The following is a 19,289-nucleotide window of genomic DNA, read 5'->3' as shown; positions in this document are numbered from 1 at the left end:
GAAGGCCCTACCGGAAGACGACGGTCTTGTTGCCGTGCACCAGCACCCGGTCCTCGAGGTGCCAGCGCAGGCCCCGCGCGAGGACCAGGCGCTCGGCGTCCCGGCCGCGCCGGACCATGTCGGCGACGGTGTCGCCGTGGTCGACCCGGATGACGTCCTGCTCGATGATCGGGCCGGCGTCGAGGTCGGCCGTGGCGTAGTGGCAGGTGGCGCCGATCAGCTTCACGCCGCGGGCGTGCGCCTGGTGGTACGGGCGCGCGCCCGCGAAGGACGGCAGGAAGCTGTGGTGGATGTTGATCGCCCGGCCCGCCCACTCCTCGCACAGGTGCGCGGGGAGGATCTGCATGAACCGGGCGAGCACGATGGCGTCGGGTTCGTGGGCGTCGACGATCTGGCGGACCTTCTCGAACGACTCCACCTTGCCCTGCTCGCGCCTCGGGTCGCGCGGACCCGGGAAGGGCACGTGGTGGAACGGGACGCCGTGCGCCTTCACCAGCGGCGCGAGGTCCTCGTGGTTGCCGACGACCGCGTCGAGCGTCACCGGTAGCTCGCGGGCGGCCACGCGGCCGAGCAGGTCGTGCAGGCAGTGCGGCTCACGGGTCACGAGCAGGACGGCGTGCTTGGGCACACCGCTGTCCGTGACCCGCCACGTGGCCTCGGGCCCGAACTCCCCGGCGATCGCCGCGAAGCGGGCGCGGAGCTCGTCGACGTCGAAGGGCACGGACGACGCCCGCACGGCCTGGCGGGTGAAGAACCAGCCCTCCTCCGCGTCGGCGTGGTACGCGGCCTCGACGATCCAGGCGCCCGTCTCGGCGAGGAAGCCGGCGATCCGCGCGACGATGCCCGTGCGGTCGGGGCAGCTGAAGGTGATGACGTAGCGGCGGTCGGCTTCCGGTTGCACGACCACAAGCGTGCCATCGCGAACGTCACGTGCGGCGTGGGGTGCGCCACGAGCGGGTTCCGACGCACGATCAAGGCGGGACGACCCCCGACCGTGCCCGCACGCGGGCTGACGGTCGTCGGGCTGTCCTCGACGGTCACGCCGCCGAGCGCGGTCCAGTAGGCGAGCTGGTCACGCGGGCAGCGTCCAGCGCGGGGAAGGACCCCGCGCATCGAGTTCCGCCCGGGTCAGACCCGGGAGAGCGTGTACTCGGTCTCCATCTCCAGCAGATGGTGGATCTGCTGGGCGACCGACTCCTCGATCTTCCCGCCGATGATCGGGACCTTGACCGTGACGTCGACGTTCACGACCAGCTCGGAGCCCTCACCCTTCGGCGAGAGCCGCATGGTGCCCTCCGCGCCCGCGGGCATGCCGGGCAGCTCGACGCCGACGGTGCCGTCGTAGCCGGACCCGGAGCGGGTCCAGCTCTCGTCGCGCTCGATGGTGATGCCGCGCGACCCGACGAAGGACTTCACGACCCCGGGCAGGTCCTTCTCGTCGATGCCGTGCCGGATGCGGTACTTGCAGCCGTTCTCGTCGCCGGTGTACTCGAGGATCGCGGCGTCTCGGCCGCCCATCGTGGCGAGGCGGTCGCTGAGGATCTGGCGGTCGACCATGGTGGCGTAGACGCGGTCGACGGGGTGGGGGCTGGTGGCGCGGAACTCCGTCGGGCGGGACACGGCCGGAGGCTACCCCGCCCGCTACCGTGGCGCCCTGTGCAGACCTCCCCCGCACAGGACGAACAGGTCGGCCCGGTCCAGGTCGGCGTGCCCCTGGCCCCGCTGACGACCCTGCGGCTCGGTGGTCCCGCCGCGCGCCTGATCGAGGCGCCCGACGCCGGCACCGCGGTCGACGCCGTCCGGGCGGCCGACGAGTCCGGCGAGCCGTTGCTGCTGCTCGGCGGCGGCTCCAACGTCGTCGTGGCCGACGCAGGGTTCACGGGCATCGTCGTGCGGCTGACCGGCGGCGGGATCGCGCTCGAACGCCGGCCGGACGGGTCGGTGCTGCTCACGGCGGAGGCGGGGGAGAACTGGGACGCGGTCGTCGCCGCGACGGTCGCCGAGGGCCTGGGCGGGCTGGAGTGCCTGTCGGGCATCCCCGGGCTGACCGGCGCCACCCCGGTGCAGAACGTCGGCGCCTACGGCGTGGAGGTCTCCACGCTGCTCGTCGACGTCGACCTCTACGACCGGCGCGCCCGGACCGTCCGTACCCACGTCCCGGCCGCCGAGCTGGGCCTCGGCTATCGCACGAGCGTCCTCAAGGACACCGAGGCCGCGGTCGTGCTGCGGGTGCGGTTCGCGCTGCCCGGCGGCGCGGCGAGCATGCCGATCGCCTACGCCGAGCTCGCCCGCACCCTGGGCGTCGACCCCGGCTCCACCGTGCCCGCGGAGGTGGCCCGCGAGGCCGTGCTGGAGCTGCGCCGCGGCAAGGGCATGGTGCTCGACGCCGCCGACCACGACACCTGGAGCGCCGGCTCCTTCTTCACCAACCCGATCGTCGACGACGCCGCGGTGCCGGACCCGGCGATGCCGCGCTGGCCGGCGGGCGGGGGCCGCACGAAGCTGCCCGCCGCCTGGCTGATCCAGCACGCCGGCTTCGCCCCCGGCCACGCCGGGCCCGGCGGCCGGGTCGGCCTGTCGACGCGGCACGTCCTCGCCCTGACCCACCGCGGGGGCGGCAGCACCGGGGACCTGTTGGCGCTGGCCCGCGAGGTGCGGGCGGGGGTGCTCGGCCGGTTCGGGATCGCGCTGCACCCGGAGCCGGTCCTCGTCGGCTGCAGCCTGTGACCGCAGCCCGTGCCGTGTCGTGCCCCGGCGCTGGTGCGAACCCGCCCGCGTCGGCGGTCGTCGCTGTGGGTGGTGACGCGTAACCTCGTCGATCGGACAATGCTCACGAGGCTCACGAGAGCAACGTCCGCGGCCCCGTTGCGTCCTGGTACGGGGTGGGGGAATCTCGTACGGGGGAGACGATGAGGCGGTTGCTGCTGGTCCTGGCCGTGATCGTGGTCGGGACCGTCGGTGTGGTCACGGCGGCGACGGCCGCCGGGCGCGGCGGTGGCGTGACACCGGCGCTGCTCGCGCGCGCGGCAACGCTGGCGTACCGGCCGGCCGCGCAGGCCACCGGTATCAACCCCACGTCACCCGTCTCGGTGAGCGTGACGGACGGCACGCTGGAGCAGGTCGCGCTGACCAACCAGCAGGGCGGGCCGGTGGCCGGCGCGCTCAACGCCGACCACACCGTCTGGACCAGCAGCGAACCCCTGGGCTACGACACCGAGTACACGTGGTCCGGCACCGCGAAGGGTGAGGACGGCGTCGGCGTGCCGCTGGCGGGCGGCTTCCACACCGTCGTCCCCACGAAGCAGGTCCGCGGTGTGATCAACATCGGCGACGGCCGCACCGTCGGCATCGCCGCCCCGATCGAGATCCAGTTCAACAGCCACGTCGAGGACCGTGCGGCCGTCGAGCGGGCGCTGAGCGTGCAGACGTCGGTGCCGGTCCAGGGTGCCTGGGGCTGGCTGCCCGACGAGTCCGGCGGGTCCCGGGTGCACTGGCGGCCGAAGGAGTACTGGCCGGCGAACACGAAGGTCTCGGTCGCGGCGAAGCTGTTCGGCATCGACTACGGCGGCGGGCAGTTCGGCGCCGCGGACGTGACCAGCGACTTCCAGATCGGCCGCGCGCAGGTCGTCAAGGCCGACGCCCGGTCGTTCCGCATGGTCGTGATCCGGGACGGCAAGCAGATCGCCAACTACCCCGCGAGCTACGGCCTGGCCGCGGACCCGAACCGCAACACCCGCTCCGGCATCCACGTGGTGACCGAGAAGTTCACCGACAAGCGGATGGTCAGCCAGCAGTACGGCTACGACGTCGTGGAGAAGTGGGCCGTGCGGATGAGCAACAACGGCGAGTTCATCCACGCCAACCCGGCCTCGGCGAACGCGCAGGGCTCGTCCAACGTCACCCACGGCTGCGTCAACCTGTCGCTGGAGAACGCGCGGTCCTACTACGACACCGCGCTCTACGGCGACCCGGTCGAGGTCACGGGCACACCGGTGCAGCTGTCCGCCCGGGACGGCGACGTCTGGGACTGGACGCTGTCCTGGGACCAGTGGCAACGCCTCTCCGCGCTGTAGACGTGGCTCCAGGTGTGCTGCCCGTCCCGCTCGGGTAGGCACCCCGTATGACCGATCCGTCCGTGAACGACACCGGGCACGCCACCGCCGCCGAGCGGGCCGAGACCCGCGCCGAGCCGCTGCCCGAGGAGGCGCGGGTCACCGGCCCGGACGAGGACCGGTACGCCGAGGCCGAGGGGATCCTCGAGGACTCCGAGGAGCGCATCGCCGAGGCCGACGCCGGGCGCGCCCCCGCCGACGCCGCCTACGAGAACCGTCGTTCCGAGGACACCGTCTGAGCCGGACCCGGGCGGTCAGCCCTCCCGGTACGCGCGGCCGGCACTCGCCTGGGCGCGCGGCATGATCGTGATCTGGTCGAGGTTCACGTGGCTCGGCCGGGTCGCGGCGAAGGCGATCACGTCGGCCACGTCCTCGGCCGTGAGCGGGGTCAGGCCTCGGTAGACGTTGTCCGCCTTCGCCTGGTCGCCCTCGAAGCGGACCAGGGAGAACTCGGTCTCCACCATGCCGGGGCAGATCTCGGTGAGCCGGATCGGCTGGCCGAGCAGCTCGCCGCGCAGCGTGCGGTGCAGCATCGCCTGGGCGTGCTTGGCGCCGGTGTAGCCCGCGCCGTTGTCGTAGGGCGCGAGGGCCGCGATCGAGGTCACGGTGACGATGTGCCCGTCGCCGGAGGCGCGCAGCTTCGGCAGCAGGCCCTGGGTGAGCCGCAGGGTGCCGATGACGTTGGCCTCGAACATCCAGCGCCAGTCGTCCTCGTCGGCCTCCTCGACCGGCTCGAGGCCCTTGGCGCCGCCCGCGTTGTTGACCAGCAGCCGGCACTCCGGAACCGCCTCGACGAAGGCGGCGGCCGACTCCTTGTCCGTGACGTCGAGCCGCAGGGCCGTCCCGTCGATCTCCTTGGCGACGGCCTCCAGCCGGTCGACGCGGCGGGCGCCGAGCACGACGTGGAAGCCCTCCGCGGCGAGGGCGCGGGCGGTGGCGGCCCCGATGCCTGAGCTCGCTCCGGTGACGACGGCGGTGGGACGGTCGGTCATGCCGCGAGCCTAGTTCGCCGGTCGGCCGGAGCCGCGCGAGCGGTGTGGACCCGCGTCAGCCGTCGAGTCCCCGCTGGGCGAGCCGGGATCCGCGTCGCGCTGCCGCGCGCTGCCAGCGGAAGATGCCGAACCCGATGGCGCCGAGCACGGCGCCCGTGACGCACGTGGTGAACCAGATGTCGAGCGGCCGGCCGGCCACGAGGTGGGCGACGAACAGGCCCACCGCGCCGAGCACCCACACCAGCGTGCCGATCGCCGTGACCAACGTGACGTCGGTGGTGCTGCGCGGCAGGGGCGGCGGGTCGACCACGGGCCGAGCCTATCTCGCCCTGGGCGAACACCACCCTCGGCGAACACCACCCTGGGCGAACACCACCCTCGGCGAACACCGCCCTCGGCCCCTGCTTCGGATACGGACGCCCGGTCGCCGCCTCGCCTGCGCGCGGCGGCACAACCCGGCGGAGGTGCCCGACCCGCTCGGCTGACCGCGGCGCAACCCACGCGCCTAGCCGCCGATGCCGTTCCGAAACCCGCCGTTCCGCTGGTCGACGGCGTGGTCGACGGCGTCGGGCACGAACGGCCTCCGTCGGGGGGACAGGATCGGCGGAGCGAGGTGCGGCCGCATACCGTGTGCGCGTGCTCGAGCGCCTGTTCAAGCTCACGGAACGCAAGACGACGCTGTCCCGCGAGATGCGCGGCGGCCTCGTCACGTTCGTGACGATGTCCTACATCATCGTGCTGAACCCGCTGATCCTCGGCAGCGTGTCGCCCGGTGACCCGAGCGCGAAGACCGACGTGCTCGGGAACATCCTGCCGATCGGGCAGGTCGCCGCCGTGACGGCGCTCGTCGCCGGCGTGATGACCATCCTGTTCGGACTCGTGGCGAACATGCCCTTCGCCATCGCCACCGGGCTCGGCATCAACACCCTGCTCGCGGTCACGATCGCGCCGATGATGACCTGGCCCGAGGCCATGGGTCTGGTCGTGCTCGACGGCATCGTCATCGTGGTCCTGGCCGTGACCGGCTTCCGGACCGCGGTGTTCAACGCCGTGCCGGCCGCCCTCAAGTCCGCCATCGCCGTGGGCATCGGCGCCTTCATCGCACTGATCGGGCTGGTCGACGCGGGCTTCGTCCGCCGCCTGCCCGACGCCGCGCACACGACGGTGCCGGTCGGCCTGGGCATCAACGGCTCGATCGCGTCCTGGCCGACCTTCGTCTTCGTGGTCGGGCTGCTGATCACGGGCGTGCTGGTGGTGCGCGGCGTCCGGGCGGGCCTGCTGATCGGCGTGGTGGCCACGACGGTCATCGCGATCATCGTCGAGGCGATCGTGCACGTCGGATCGTCGGCCACCAACCCCAAGGGCTGGTCGCTGTCCGTGCCGGCGCTGCCGAGCAGCATCGTCGGCTGGCCCGACCTGTCGCTGGTCGGCAAGTTCTCCTTCGGGGCCTTCGGCCGGCTCGACGCGCTGACCGTCATCCTGCTGGTGTTCACGCTGGTCCTGGCGAACTTCTTCGACGCCATGGGCACCATGACCGGGCTCGGCCAGCAGGCCGGGCTGACCGAGAAGGACGGGCAGCTGCCCAACATCGGGCGGGCCCTGGTGGTCGAGGGGGCCGGCGCGGTGGCCGGCGGCATCGGCTCGTCGTCGTCGAACACGGTCTTCGTGGAGTCCGCCTCGGGCATCGCCGAGGGCGCGCGCACGGGCCTGGCCAACGTCCTCACCGGCGTGCTCTTCCTCGCGGCGATGTTCTTCACCCCGCTCTACGCGATCGTGCCGGTGGAGGCGGCGGCGCCGGCGCTGGTGGTCGTCGGGGCGCTGATGTTCCGGCAGGTGGCCGGCATCGAGCTGACGGACCTGCGCACCGCGCTGCCCGCCTTCCTGACGATCGTGATCATGCCGTTCACGTACTCGATCGCCAACGGCATCGGGGCCAGCTTCATCAGCTACGTCGTGCTGTCCGCGGCCACTGGCAAGGCGCGCCAGGTGCACCCGCTGATGTGGGTCGTGGCGGTGGCTTTCGTCGGGTATTTCGCGGTCGGCCCGCTGCGTGAGGTCTTCGGGTAGTTGTAGTAAACTAACTACATCGTGAGTGCTGTCGCCGAAACCCCGGTCCCCGCAGGTTCCGATACAGGTTCCGATTCCGCGCACTCACCCCCCGGAGGCATGTTCGCCTCGCTGCGCGTACCCAACTACCGGCTCTTCATCTCGGGCCAGGTGGTGTCCAACGTGGGCACCTGGATGCAGCGGATCGCGCAGGACTGGCTGGTCCTCGACCTCACCCACGGCAGCGCCACCGCGCTCGGGATCGCGGCGGCGCTGCAGTTCGCGCCCACGCTCGTGCTCTCGCTGTGGGGCGGGGTGCTGGCCGACCGGGTCGACAAGCGGCTCGTGCTGGTCGGCGTCCAGCTCGCGATGGGGCTGTGTGCCGTGGCGCTCGGCTCGATCGTGCTCACCGGTGTCGTCGCGCTGTGGCACGTCTACCTGTTGTGCCTGCTGCTCGGCTGCTTCTCCGCGCTCGACGCGCCGATGCGGCAGGCCTTCGTGTCCGAGATGGTCGGACCGGGCCAGGTCGTCAACGCGGTCGCGCTGAACTCGCTGTGCTTCAACCTGGCCCGGATCGTCGGGCCCGCCGTGGCCGGCGTGCTGATCGTCGCGGTCGGCACGGGCTGGGTCTTCCTGATCAACGCCGTCAGCTTCGCCGCCGTGATCACGGGCCTGCTGCTGATGCGGCCGGAGAAGCTGTACCGCACCGAGCGGGTCGCGCGGGCACCCCACCAGCTCCGCGACGGGCTCGCGTACGTCCGGGGGCGGGCGGACCTCGTCGCCGTGATGGTGCTGGTCTTCCTGGTCTCGACCTTCGGCATCAACTTCTTCATGACGCTCGCGCTGCTGGCCCGCAACGTCTTCGACCGTGACGCCGAGGGCTACGGCCTGCTCACCACGCTGCTGGCGGTCGGGTCCGTGCTCGGCACCACGATGGCCGCCCGGCGTACCCGGAAGCCGCGGCTACGGCTCGTGGCGGGGGCGGGGCTCGCCTTCGGTGCGCTGCTCGTGGTCGCCGGGCTGATGCCGACGTACGTGTCCGCCGGTATCGCGCTCGTCCCCGTCGGGTTCGCAGCGCTGATCTTCACGACCGCGGCGAACTCGTCCGTGCAGCTCTCGGTCGACCCGACCGTGCGGGGCCGGGTCATGGGGCTCTACATGCTGCTCCTGCTGGGCGGGACCCCGGTGGGCGCACCGCTGCTGGGCCTGCTGGCCGCGCACTTCGGCGGCCGCGCGCCCCTGGTCGTCGGGGGGATCGTGACCGTACTGTCGGTGGTCGCGGTCGGGCTCGTGTTGGTCCGCCGTTCGGGGATGCCCCGCCTCCGGATCTCGGGGTTGACGGCCGAAGCGAGGTAAGGCTAACCTTCATCTCGTCGCTTCGTGGTGGGAGCGGCGTGTCAGTTCGGGAAGGGCCAGGCCCTCCGGCTCCGGCCGGGGGGCCTGGTTCGTTCTCGGGGCTCCTACCGGCGCCTCGTGAGCCCGACGCCGACGAGGCAGAGCGCCCCGCCGAGCAGCGCCAGGGCGGGCGGCGCCTCGGCGAGCAGCACAGCCGACAGTGCGACCGTGATCGGCGGGACGAGATAGGTGGTCACGCCGAGGCGCCCGGCGTCCATGCGCGCCAGCGCGTAGGCCCAGGTGCTGAAGGCGAGCGCGGTCGGGACGAGCCCGAGGTAGCCGAGCCCGGCCGTCGCGGTCCAGGGGGCCGCGGTCAGGTCGTGGGCCAGGGACCCGGCGAAGGGCAGGCAGGCGACGGCCCCGATCGCGCAGGCCAGGAACGTCACCTGCAGGGCGGGCAGCCGGCGCAGTACGGGCTTCTGCGCCAGGACGCCGATCGCGTAGGTCACCGCGGCGACCACGCACAGCAGGATGCCGAGCAGGTCCGACCCGTCCCCGCCGGCGCTCGACGCGCCGATCACCACGGCACCGGCGAACGCCACCCCGGCGCCGATCAGCAGCCAGCCGGGGAAGCCCTCGTGCAGCAGCACGCCGGCGAACAGGGCGATGAGGATCGGGCCGATGTTGACCAGCATCGCGGTCGTGCCGGCGTCGACGCGCTGTTCCGCGGCGTTGAGGGCGACGTTGTAGACGCCGAACCAGGCCACGCCGCAGAGCACGAGCAGGGCCCACTCGCGACCCGTCGGGCGGACCCACCGGCCTCGCACGAGGAGGAGGGCGCCGAGCGCCAGTGTGCCGACCGCGAGCCGGCCGAGCGCGAGTGCGCCCGGATCGTAGGCGCGGCCGACGAACCGGATCCCGACGAACGCGCTCGCCCAGGCCAGCACGGTCACGCAGACCGCGGTGAGGGCGCCCCACCGGGGACCGGGGAGGACCGTGACCGGGGCGGCCGGGGGCATCGCGGTTGCCGCCGGCTCGGTCGTGGGGACGTCGGGTTCGGGCGCCGGGAGATCCCGGGCGGGTTCACGCACGAGGCGACGCTAGGCCCTCGCCCGAGGCGATCTCCCCCGGGTTTCCGTCAGGGGGTTGCGGACGAAGCAAAGGCTAGGCTAACTTCCGTCACGTCGCTTCGTGGTGGGAGCGGCGCGTCAGTTCGGGAGACGAGTGGGCCCCGGCGGGATCGGCCGGGGCCCACTCGCGTTCAGGCCGTCACCGGTGGTCACAGGCGGTACTGCCGCACCCAGTCGACCTCCATCCGGGACTCGCGGACGTCGCCGCCGTGCGGGAACCAGTCCAGCTGGATAGTCAGGTGCATCGGACCGGGCGGCAGGGTGCCCGTGTCGTCCGTGCGCCACCACTCCGCGCCGTCGACGAACGCTGCGATGTGGTCGGGCGTCCACTCCACCGCCCAGTTGTGCCACTGCGTGGCGTCGATCTCGACGTCGCCGTGGAGCTGGGAGTTGTCGGCGCCGTAGTGCAGGAACATGTCCGTGCTCTGCCGGTCCGGATCGGACATCTCCATGAAGTCGACCTCGCCGCCCGTGGGCCAGTCCTCGGCGTCGGGCCAGAGGAGCAACAGGGCGTGGTAGCTGGGATCGCTCTCCGGTGCCCGGACGCGACCCTCCCAGCGGCCGTACTTCTGCCCGGGGTTCCAGGCCATGCCGCCGGTGGTGCCGTCGGGCGAGCCGGTGACGACGAGGACGCCGCCCTGGATCGAGAACGCGTCGGGGGAGCGGCGGCCGTTCCCGCCGTGGCCCTCGCCGTCGTAGAGGCCCCAGCCGTCGAGACCGTCGGTGAAGTCGTCCTCCCGGTTCGGGGTGCCCCAGCCGAGGGTCGCGGCGGCGGTGCGGCCCTCGCCCGTCCCCGTGCCCCCGGTCCGGCTGCGGGTGAGGGCGCCGGGGCGCCCGGTGCCGCCGCTCGCGGGGTCGCGGGTGGGGTCCCGCGCGGTCCCGTCACGTGCCCGGGCGGGGCCGAGGCCGGCGGGGCGACGTGGTGGGGCCGGGATGCGGCGCACCCGCTCGCCCCCGCTGTCTCCACGTTCGGCGGCGGTCCGGATCACCGGGACGTCGGCGGGCGAGGCGGCCGCGCCCGGCCCGACCAAACCGAGCAGGGCGGCGACCCCGGTCGCGAGCAGGCGCACCAGGTGGGCGGTCAGGTCGGTCGGCGGCACGGCGTCCTCACTCGTCCTTCCTGCTCACGGGTGCTCACGGGGCGCTCACTGGGTGAAGCTGACGTGGACGTGGTCGAAGTGGCCGCCGGTGACGTCGCTCGTGTCGTAGACGCTGCTCGTGTACGGCCGGCCCCAGCCGCCCTCGTCGGTGACCGAGGGGTCCCAGTAGCGCCCCTGCCAGATCAGGTACGCGACGGCGAGGGGTCCCGCGTGCTCGCGCAGGTAGTTCGCCACCGCCCAGCCCGCCGCGAGGCCGTCGGGGTCGGGGAAGGCGCCGGCCGTCCCGGGGAAGAAGTCGCACGCGCGACCCTGTGGATGGTCGCTGCGGGGGTTCCAGGCGTGCGCGTCCCAGCAGCCGGCCGAGCGGATCACGGGACCGCCGCCGAGCGGTCCGAACGCCGCGGTGACCGCCGCGACGCCGTGCCGCGTCGCGCCCGTGACGCAGCCGTCCCCACCGGTCGGGTCGGGCGGGGTGCAGGCGGTCCGCCCGCCCGTCCATGCGCTCGGCTGCGCTGCGGGCAGCGCGCGGTCCCGGGCGTCGGACACAGCCCTCCGCAGGGCGTCGGGGCAGGCGGCCGCGCAGCTCCCGGCCGGCGCGGGTTGCCGGAGCATCCGCGCGACGCCCGTCCGCAGGGCCGAGCAGGTGCGCCGCAGCTCGGTGACCGGGGCGGGCTCGTCCGCGGACCGGGCCGCGACCCGCCGGACCACGCCGGGGCGGGTGGGAGCGAGCTCCGGGCACTGCTCGGCGGTGATCCGCTCGAGGAGCGGCGCGCGGGTGGGGGCGGGGATCACGCGGACCTCGCCGGAGCCGGTGGGCTCGCCGGGCTCGGCCGCGGTGGGCCGGAGCTGGGGCGATCCCGGGCTCGTGAGGGCCGCCACGGTGAGCGCGGCGGCGAGCAGGACGCGGACCACGGGTCACCTCGACCGGCCGACGTCGACCGGGCTCGCGACGTCGAGGATCCGGATCCCGCGGACGGGGCGGAGGTCGGGGTGGGTGGCCGCGGGCGCCCGGGCCGTCGCCGTGCCGAGGGCGACGAGGTCGGCGGCTGCGGAGTCGGTGGGACCGGTGTTCAGGGGGCCGTCCAGCTCGAGGGCAGCCGACGGATCGGCAGGCGTGCGTCCGTTGCCTTCGGTGTCCGACGTGCAGGCGGGGTCGACGTACGGGGGTGGGCTCGGCCGGGCGTGCGGCGGCTCGGAGAGGGAGCGCGGGAGCGCGATCGAGGTGAGCGGGCCGTCGGCACCGACCGGGACGAAGGGGCGGTAGGTGGTGAGCGGGGCCTCCGGCCTCGACGGCTCCGGCTCCGGCGGGACGGTGACCGGTGCCGGGCCCGGTCGGAGTGGCGCGGGTTCCGGCCCGAGCGCCGCCGGCGTCGGGTCCGGACCCACGGGCAGCGATCCCGGGCGGGCCGGTACGCGGTCGGGCCCGAGCGAGGCCGACAGGCCGGCCCGGAACGCGACCGGTGCCGGACCGAGCGCGGTCGGCCGGGCCGGTGTGAGGTCCGGAAGGAGCGGCGCCGACGCGTCGGACCGCGGGAACGCGCCCAGGGTCGACGGCCGTGGCGCGAGCGGCCGGGCCGCCGGAGCGGGGCCCCCGAGGCGGCCCGAGTCGGCGACCGCCCGGGCGAGCCGGGTGATGGCGTCGAGGTAGGGGCGCAGGGCCCGCGGGAGCCGGTCGCGCGGCGTCCCGAGCAGGCCCGCGGCCTCGCGGTACGGGTCGGCGATTCCGCGCCAGCGCCCGACGTGCGGCACCAGCACCACGGCCACCCAGCCCGGACCGAGCTCGTCGAGGCGTTCGGGGTGACGGCGTTCGGCGCCGTCGACGCTCACGGCGAGGACCGGAGGTACCGCCGTCGGGTCGAAGAGGTCGGCGATCCGCACCGCGCGGTCCAGGGACTCGGCGCTGCTGCGGCAGACCACGATGTCGGCCTCGATGCCCGCGCCGGTCCCGCTGTCGCGACCGTGCAGGGCGAGGGCGAGCGTGGTCGTCCCGACGCCGCCGGACACACCGGCGACGGACGGTGGGCGGAAGCCGGTCATCGGATCTCCACGGGAGCGTCGTCGTCCAGATCGGTGTCGAGGTCGGTGCGATCGGCGGGATCGGGCCCGGGCCGGGCCGGGCGCTCGCCGGCGGGGTCGTCGAGCTCCTCCTCGGCGTCGACGACGAGCCGGTCGCCCGCCACCCGCACGGCCACACCGAGCCGCACCCACCGGCCGGCCAGCCCGCGCCCCCCGGGGGCGGCAGGGGCGGGCGGGGCGGCCGGGACGGTGGGCCCGTCGTCGCCGGCGGCCCCGGGGCCGGGGCGGCCGCCCGGGACGCGGCGGTAGGGGGTGACACGGACCCGCACGTCGACGAGCACCCGGCCCTCGCCGTCCGGCCGGACGAGCCCGGGCAGGGCGAAGTCGGCGCGTTGGCGGCCGTGCCCGGACCAGCCGAGTCGCACGGGCCCGCGGTCGGCGAGGTAGTCGCCGAGGACGCGGGCGCGGCGGTCGGGATCGTCCTCGTCCCAGGAGAGGTAGTCGGCGGCGAAGGCGGCGGCGAGCGCCGCCGCCTCCGCCGGGTGGGGAACGGGCTCGGCGTGAGGCGCGGGAGGTGTCCCGGCGCTCGCGCGCGGCGGCGCCGACGGCCGGTCGACCTGGGTGACGGACCAGGCCGCGGCGACGGCGGCGGAGCCGGAGTCGGGCCAGCCGTGGCGGCCGTTCTCCGCGGGCGCAGCCGTGACGGGCGGGAAGCCGTGCGGGTCGGTGGGGGGATCGGCCTGCACCACCGGCCGGGGCGGGCCGAGGAGCTCCTCCGCGCGGCGGGAGAGCCGGGCGTGGCTGGTGGCGCTCCCGGGGACGATCTCCCGCGGCGCCCCGGCTTGGCGGCCGAACATCCGGAAGGCGGCCACGTCACCGCCTCCCGGGCATACGGAACCAGGACATCGCTCCCTCTCGTGGGCAGGCGCTCCCGCCCGCGGAGGGCCGCGGGTGCAGCGAGCGGAGGGCCGGCGGCGCCCGGATCGCGGGCCGGCCGGCGGGACGAGAGGAACCCTAGGAAGCCGGGGCATCCCCGCGGGCCGGAACGGAGCGGCCGTTCACGATCGCGAACAGCCGCCCGTCACCGGGCCCCGCATCTCCCGACTCGCGGGAGCTCAGAGCGCGACTCGCGGGAGCCCAGGGCGCGACTCGCGGGAGCCCGGGGCGCGACTCGCGGGAGCCCGGGGCGCGACTCGCGGAAGCCCAGGGCGCGACTCGCGGGAGGCCCAGGGCGCGACTCGCGGGAGCCCAGGGCGCGACTCGCGGGTGCGATGCGCGAGTCGGGGTGTGGGCTTCGGCGAGTCGGGGTGGTCAGGCGGGGAGGGGCCAGGTGTGGGCGGGCTCGTTGGCCTCCGAGGCCTCGAGGTACCGCTCCAGCATCCCGATCAGCGCACCCTGGCGGCTCGAACCCCGGGCCTCGAGCGCGGCCACCGTGTCGAGCTGCCAGGTGGCGCCCGTCCGGCCCGTGACGCACCGCCGCTCGATCACCGTCAGGTACCGGTCCCGCACGGCGGCGCTCACCCCCCACCGGGTCAGGCCCTCGTGGGCGAGCGGCAGCAGCTTGCGCAGGGCCAGCTCGTCCGGCTTGATCCACCCCGTGCCGGGCCAGTAGAGCGGTGCCTCCATGCCGTGCCGCGCGGCCGTCGTGAAGTTCTCCTCGGCCGCCTCGAACGACATCGACTGCCACAGCGGCTGGTCGGACTCCACGAGCACCCGCAGCAGGCCGTAGAAGAACAGCGCGTTGGCCACCATGTCCACGGCGGTGGGCCCGGCCGGCAGCACGCGGTTCTCCAGCCGGATGTGCGGCTGGCCGTCGGCGACGTCGTAGACCGGGCGGTTCCACCGCCAGATCGTGCCGTTGTGGAGCTTGAGCTCGTCGAGGTCCGGCACGCCGCCGTTGCGCAGCGTGGTCATCGGGTCGGAGTCGCCCGAGAAAGGGACGATCCCCGGGAAGTACCGGGCGTTCTCCGCGAAGAGGTCGAGCACCGAGGAGATCCAGCGCTCGCCGAACCACACCCGCGGCCGGACGCCCTGGTTGCGCAGCTCGACCGTCCGCACGTCGCACGCCTGCGTGAACAGCGGGATGCGGGTCTCGGCCCACAGCCGCGAGCCCAGCAGGAACGGCGAGTTCGCCCCCAGCCCGAGCTGGACGCCCGCGAGGCACTGCGCCGCGTTCCAGTACGCGGGGAACGAGCCCGGGGAGACCTGCAGGTGCAGCTGCATCGACGTGCAGGCCGCCTCGGGGATGATCGTCTCGAAGTCCGCGGTGAACCGCTCGGGCGCGACGGCGTGCAGCCCGCCCGGGTCGCCACCCGAGATGTCCACGTGGATCGGCTCGCCGCGCGCGGCGAGCATCTGGTCGTTGAGCACGGCGTAGCGGTCGTCGGCCGAGATCGACTCGCCGACGAGGTGAGAGCTGTCCAGCGTCGGCAGGATGCCGATCATCGCCAGCTGCGACTTGCAGTCCCGCGCCTTGGCCCGGGCGACCGCCAGCTCGTCGAGCAGCTCGTGCTCGAGGTGCCGCCACTGGTCACCGGGGAGGGGGCGGGGCGGGAGGTTCAGCTCGATGTTCCAGCGGCCCAGCTCGGTCTGGAACTCCGTGCCGCCGATGGCCTCGAGGACGTCCTTGCCGGTCATCGACGGGCTCAGCGAGCCGTCGACCAGGTTCAGCTCGACCTCGATACCGGTCATCGGGTCGTCCTCGGCGAACGGGTGCTCCCGCAGCATCGTCGTCAACGCCTCGAGGCAACGCTGCACCTTGGCTCGATACCGCTGGCGTTCCCGCCGACTGAACCGGGTCCGGTCGACGTCCTGGCCCATGCTCCCCCGATGCCTCCTAGCTGCCGGTCCGCCCGCGGCGGCTCTCCACCGTGACACATCGCCGGAAGCGGCGGTACCGGCTGACCGGGCGACCCCGTGCGACGAACGGCAGCCCACCTGGGACGATCGGTCATCGTGGCCATCATCACCGCGATCGGCGACCCCACCGACCCCCGCCTCGACGACTACCGCGACCTGACCACCGCCGACCGCCGACCCGACCGCCCCGGCGGCCGCGGGCTCGTGATCGCCGAGGGCGTGGTCGTCGTCCGACGCCTGATCGAGTCCCCCTATCCCGTCCGCTCCCTACTGGGGGTACCCCGCCGGCTCGAGGAGCTCACCCCCGATCTCGCCCGTCTCGACGTCCCCGCCTACGCCACCGACGCCGACACGATGGCCACCACCGTCGGCTTCCACCTGAACCGCGGGGTGCTCGCCGTCGCGGACCGTGCCGCCCCCGTGGACGCGGTCGAGCTGGCCCGTACCGCCAGCGTCCTGGCCGTGTGCGAGGGCGTGAACGACCACGAGAACCTCGGCTCGCTGTTCCGCAACGCCGCGGCGCTCGGCGTCGACGGGATCCTGCTGGGTCCGCGGTGCGCCGATCCGCTGTACCGGCGGTCGGTGCGGGTGTCGATGGGGCACGTCCTGCGGGTGCCGTTCGCGCCCCTGCCGGGTCCGTGGCCGGAGTCGCTGGATCTGCTCCGCGAGGCGGGACTGCGGGTCGCAGCCCTGACGCCCGCCCCGGACGCGGTGTCCCTCTCGGCGGCGGGGCTGGCGGGGGAGCGGGTGGCGCTACTGCTGGGCGCCGAGGGGCCCGGCCTGACACCGGAGGCGCAGGCCGCGGCCGACGTCCGGGTGCGGATCCCGATGGCCTCCGGCGTCGACTCTCTCAATGTCGCAACGGCTGCCGCGGTGGCCTTCCATGCCGTGGCGGCGTCCGTAGGCTGAGAAGTGTGCACCTCGCTGCGGGGGGTCAGGTGGTGCTCGGTGAGAAGCGGCCGGGCGACGCCGTGCTGCCCCCGGACCTCACCGCGGACCTCCGCCAGTGGGGCGCGGTCGCGGCGAGCATCCGTGGGGTCGAGGTGCGGCCCGAGCAGCAGGACATCGTCAGCAGACGCGGGCGGCAGCTCGCCGGCCGGGTGTCCGACGTCCTGGGCAGGCCGGTCGAGTACGTCGACCCGCTGACCGGCGGTGTCGACATGGTGCACGGGCGCACCACCGAACCGATCCCGCTCGTGCCCCCACACCCCGACGAACCGGTCCCCTGGGCGACGGGGCTGGTGGTGGCCGCGTTCTTCGCGGTGCTGGCGGCGATCGGCGACATCACGCTCAGCCGGGCTTTCGGGGAGGCCTTCGGGCTGCTCTGGATCCCGGCGAACGTGCTGGTCGTGGGCGGTCTCGCACCCTCGCTCTGGCTGATCCGGCGGCTGCTGTTCTGGCGGTGGATCGGGCTGGGCACCGCCGTGGGGCTCGGGGTGGCGTGGGTGGTGCTGCTGCTCGGCCAGTTCCTCTGACCGGCGCCCGCCGCCGCGGAAGCGCACCGGGTGGCTCACGGTGCGGACGTCCGGCGGCAGCGGTGCACACACCGGTTCCGCTGCGACGCTCGCCGGGTCAGGAGCGGCCCGGTTCACGGTGTGCGGGGGCGAGGGCGGCACTCAGCGGCCGCGGACCCCCAGCAGCACCTCGTCCCAGGACGGCATGACCGGCTTGCCCTTCTTGGTGCGCTTGGCGGGCGCGGGGTTTTCGCCCCCGGCCCGGCCGGCGGGTCGCGCGTCGCCGGCCGGGGCCGCGGCGCTCTCGGCCCCCGGCGAGGTCTTTCCGGCGGTCTTCCCCGGAGTCTTCGTCGAGGTCGTCCCGGGCTTCGTGGCGGTGCTCGGCTCGGTGGACTCGCCGGAGGGCTTCTCGGAACCCTTCTCGGCGGTCTCGGCGGTCTCGGCGGTCTCGGCGGTTCCGGCGGTCTCGGAATCCTTGGAGACCTCTGCGGTCTCGGAGACCTCGGAGACCTCGGAGACCTCGGCGGTCTCGGAGTCCTTGGAGACCTCTGCGAGCTCGGCGGCGTCGGTGGACGCCGTGTCCGCGCCCTGGCCGAGCTTCGCCTCGTCCGTCGGGGCGGCCTCTTCCCCGTCCTCGGTGTCCTTGCTGTCCTCGCTTCGCGTCGCCGGGTCCGCCTTCTCCTGCACCTCGGGCGCGGGATCGGTGGCCGCGGCGTCCGCGGCCGGGTCGGCCTCGAGGAGCGCTGCCTCGGGGCCCTTCCCCTCCGGCTCGTCCTCGGCCTTCGCGGCGGCGGGCGCCTCGTCCCGCACGACGTCGCCCGCGGCATCGCCGGAACCGGGAGCATCCCCGTCCCCGTCCCCGTCCCGGTCCCGCGGCTCGTCCTCGCCCGGGGCCGGCACCGGGGCCGGCCCCGGGGTCGACACCGCCGACGCAGACGCCGCGGCGGCGTCGTGCGACCGGTCGGCGTCCGGCGGTGCACCCGCCCCGACGTCCACTCCCGACCGTCCGGTGTCGACCGCGCGCGTGTACGTGGTCAGCGTGTCCGTGCTGCGTGCCGCGGGGTGGGTGGGCGGGCCGGCGAGCTCCGACGACGCCTCGGCCCGCGTGGCCCCGCGTACCGCCTCCCACCGACCGCCGGGCACCGGACCGCGGCGCTGCTCCGGAGCGATGCGGCGCGCCTCCGCGCCCACCGAACCGTTCACGGCGGCGGGCACGACCTCCTCGGCCACCTCCACCGCGGCGTCGCCCGGCCGCGCCATGTCGATCACCGGGCCGACGGGTCGCAGCGGCTGCTGCGGGCGGCCCTCGACGAGGTCACGGGCGTGGTCGTCGAGCGCGGTCACGGTGCCGCCGTGGGCACCCGGTTGGAAGGCCCAGTGCGCCCGGATGTCCGAGCGCCCGGACCGCCAGCCGAGGGCGACGACCCACCGTCCGTCCTCGCCCTTCCAGCTGTCCCATTCGGCCCCCGTGTGGTCCTGCCCCCGGAGACCGAAGGTGTGCGCGACGGTCTCGGCGAGGGTGCGGACGTCGGGACCGTCGTTGCGAACGGGGTGGGCAGCGCGGGCGAGCTCGGCCGTCCGGGTGCGTTCGAGGAGGACCGGATAGGCGAACCGCTCGATCTTCTGGACGGGCACCCCGGCGGCCGAGGCGACCTGTTCCACAGACGCCCCGGCCCGGATCCGGGCTTGGATCTCGCGTGGTCGCAACTGGCTCTCCAACTCGATCGCGATCTGTCCGAGCCGGGTCAGGTCCCCTCTCGCGGCGGCTCTGAGCTGCTCGTCGGCGGGCACGGTGAACCGTTCGCGGCGCGCCGGATCCTCGAGGACCACCGAACCGTCCTCGGTGATCCCGACGACCCGCAACGACCGCATATCGCCGGCCTCCTCGTTCGCTCTGACCCCGTCCGGGTGACGGTAGTTGCCGAATCGTGTCCGACGAGTGAGGCGCGCCGGTGGGCCCTTCCGGCCCTCGACGTGGCCTTCTGGTCCGCACCGACGACCGCTCCCGCCGGTGGACACTCCGTACCGTCGCACGTCGTGCCAAGATCGGTAAAGCTGAGGCGCATGTTACTGATGTGACTACGTTCCGTCACCCTCACCTGGACGAAACGGCCGGGTCGCGCGAGGCGACCCGGCCGTTCGGGGAGTGTGGGGGCTACTCAGCCCTGATGTGCGCTCAGCGCCGATGTTCGCTCCGCAAGCTCCGCTCAGCGCCGATGTCCGCTCCGCAAGCTCCGCTCAGCGC

General features: G+C 74.2%; 18 protein-coding genes. 7 read left to right on the top strand and 11 right to left on the bottom strand.

Translation table 11 applies throughout. The features are described from left to right. Positions 1–7 precede the first annotated feature (7 nt). Positions 8–901, bottom strand: a complete 894-nt coding sequence (purU, locus tag LWC33_RS21415) for a formyltetrahydrofolate deformylase (protein ID WP_372476669.1) — start codon at positions 899–901, stop codon at positions 8–10. Positions 902–1,128: 227 nt separating this feature from the next. After that, complete coding sequence (locus LWC33_RS21410; protein WP_233306211.1) at positions 1,129–1,620, bottom strand: DUF2505 domain-containing protein; 492 nt, start codon at positions 1,618–1,620, stop codon at positions 1,129–1,131. Positions 1,621–1,656: 36 nt separating this feature from the next. Here LWC33_RS21410 and LWC33_RS21405 point away from each other — a divergent pair, with 36 nt between their 5' ends. The 3 genes from LWC33_RS21405 to LWC33_RS21395 all read left to right on the top strand — a co-directional run bounded on the left by LWC33_RS21405 (position 1,657) and on the right by LWC33_RS21395 (position 4,351). After that, positions 1,657–2,727, top strand: a complete 1,071-nt coding sequence (locus LWC33_RS21405) for a UDP-N-acetylmuramate dehydrogenase (RefSeq protein WP_233306210.1) — start codon at positions 1,657–1,659, stop codon at positions 2,725–2,727. Between the two features lie 182 nt (positions 2,728–2,909). Next, positions 2,910–4,073: a L,D-transpeptidase gene (locus LWC33_RS21400; RefSeq protein WP_233306209.1), complete on the top strand. Its 1,164-nt coding sequence runs from the start codon at positions 2,910–2,912 to the stop codon at positions 4,071–4,073. 47 nt (positions 4,074–4,120) lie between these two features. Beyond that, positions 4,121–4,351 carry a hypothetical protein gene (locus LWC33_RS21395; RefSeq protein ID WP_233306208.1) on the top strand — a complete coding sequence of 77 codons (231 nt, stop codon included), beginning with the start codon at positions 4,121–4,123 and terminating at the stop codon, positions 4,349–4,351. A gap of 15 nt (positions 4,352–4,366) precedes the next feature. Here LWC33_RS21395 and LWC33_RS21390 read toward each other — a convergent pair whose 3' ends face one another. Both LWC33_RS21390 and LWC33_RS21385 read right to left on the bottom strand, forming a co-directional pair. Then, positions 4,367–5,104 carry an SDR family NAD(P)-dependent oxidoreductase gene (locus LWC33_RS21390; protein WP_233306207.1) on the bottom strand — a complete coding sequence of 246 codons (738 nt, stop codon included), beginning with the start codon at positions 5,102–5,104 and terminating at the stop codon, positions 4,367–4,369. 55 nt (positions 5,105–5,159) lie between these two features. After that, positions 5,160–5,414, bottom strand: a complete 255-nt coding sequence (locus LWC33_RS21385) for a DUF2530 domain-containing protein (RefSeq protein WP_233306206.1) — start codon at positions 5,412–5,414, stop codon at positions 5,160–5,162. 380 nt (positions 5,415–5,794) lie between these two features. On the opposite strand from LWC33_RS21385, the gene LWC33_RS21380 reads away from it, so the two are divergent. Together LWC33_RS21380 and LWC33_RS21375 are read left to right on the top strand one after the other, a co-directional pair. After that, complete coding sequence (locus LWC33_RS21380; protein ID WP_233306268.1) at positions 5,795–7,171, top strand: NCS2 family permease; 1,377 nt, start codon at positions 5,795–5,797, stop codon at positions 7,169–7,171. Positions 7,172–7,270: 99 nt separating this feature from the next. Further along, on the top strand, positions 7,271–8,506 hold the full coding sequence (locus LWC33_RS21375) for an MFS transporter (RefSeq protein WP_233306205.1): 1,236 nt from the start codon (positions 7,271–7,273) through the stop codon (positions 8,504–8,506). Positions 8,507–8,610: 104 nt separating this feature from the next. Here the strand turns inward: LWC33_RS21375 and LWC33_RS21370 are convergent, their stop codons facing one another. The 6 genes from LWC33_RS21370 to LWC33_RS21345 form a co-directional block, all read right to left on the bottom strand. Continuing rightward, the gene (locus tag LWC33_RS21370) at positions 8,611–9,576 is read right to left on the bottom strand and encodes a DMT family transporter (protein ID WP_233306204.1); all 966 of its coding nucleotides are present in this window, start codon (positions 9,574–9,576) and stop codon (positions 8,611–8,613) included. A gap of 188 nt (positions 9,577–9,764) precedes the next feature. Continuing rightward, entirely contained in the window at positions 9,765–10,715 is a 951-nt protein-coding gene (locus LWC33_RS36185; protein WP_233306203.1) for a glycoside hydrolase family 16 protein, read from the bottom strand. Between the two features lie 45 nt (positions 10,716–10,760). Further along, positions 10,761–11,627, bottom strand: a complete 867-nt coding sequence (locus tag LWC33_RS21360) for a VldE C-terminal domain-containing protein (RefSeq protein ID WP_233306202.1) — start codon at positions 11,625–11,627, stop codon at positions 10,761–10,763. Positions 11,628–11,630: 3 nt separating this feature from the next. Next, positions 11,631–12,752 (bottom strand): amidohydrolase family protein, encoded by a 1,122-nt coding sequence (locus LWC33_RS21355; protein WP_233306201.1) that lies wholly within the window; start codon positions 12,750–12,752, stop codon positions 11,631–11,633. Next, complete coding sequence (locus tag LWC33_RS21350; protein WP_233306200.1) at positions 12,749–13,603, bottom strand: hypothetical protein; 855 nt, start codon at positions 13,601–13,603, stop codon at positions 12,749–12,751. The genes LWC33_RS21355 and LWC33_RS21350 overlap by 4 nt, the downstream gene beginning before the upstream one ends. 439 nt (positions 13,604–14,042) lie before the next feature. Continuing rightward, positions 14,043–15,551, bottom strand: a complete 1,509-nt coding sequence (locus LWC33_RS21345) for a glutamate-cysteine ligase family protein (protein ID WP_233306199.1) — start codon at positions 15,549–15,551, stop codon at positions 14,043–14,045. Positions 15,552–15,686: 135 nt separating this feature from the next. Between LWC33_RS21345 and LWC33_RS21340 the strand changes: the two genes are divergently transcribed. Together LWC33_RS21340 and LWC33_RS36180 are read left to right on the top strand one after the other, a co-directional pair. Beyond that, positions 15,687–16,499 carry a TrmH family RNA methyltransferase gene (locus LWC33_RS21340; RefSeq protein ID WP_233306198.1) on the top strand — a complete coding sequence of 271 codons (813 nt, stop codon included), beginning with the start codon at positions 15,687–15,689 and terminating at the stop codon, positions 16,497–16,499. Between the two features lie 5 nt (positions 16,500–16,504). After that, a complete protein-coding gene (locus LWC33_RS36180; protein WP_233306197.1) occupies positions 16,505–17,065 on the top strand; it encodes a DUF2537 domain-containing protein in 561 nt (186 codons plus the stop codon). Between the two features lie 141 nt (positions 17,066–17,206). Here LWC33_RS36180 and sepH read toward each other — a convergent pair whose 3' ends face one another. Continuing rightward, complete coding sequence (gene sepH / locus LWC33_RS35325) at positions 17,207–18,916, bottom strand: septation protein SepH (protein WP_255692439.1); 1,710 nt, start codon at positions 18,914–18,916, stop codon at positions 17,207–17,209. Positions 18,917–19,289: the final 373 nt, after the last annotated feature.

Origin of the sequence: Pseudonocardia terrae, from assembly GCF_021343995.1 — a bacterium.
Lineage (GTDB): Bacteria > Actinomycetota > Actinomycetes > Mycobacteriales > Pseudonocardiaceae > Pseudonocardia > Pseudonocardia terrae.
This window is presented reverse-complemented; position numbering and strand designations above follow the sequence as displayed.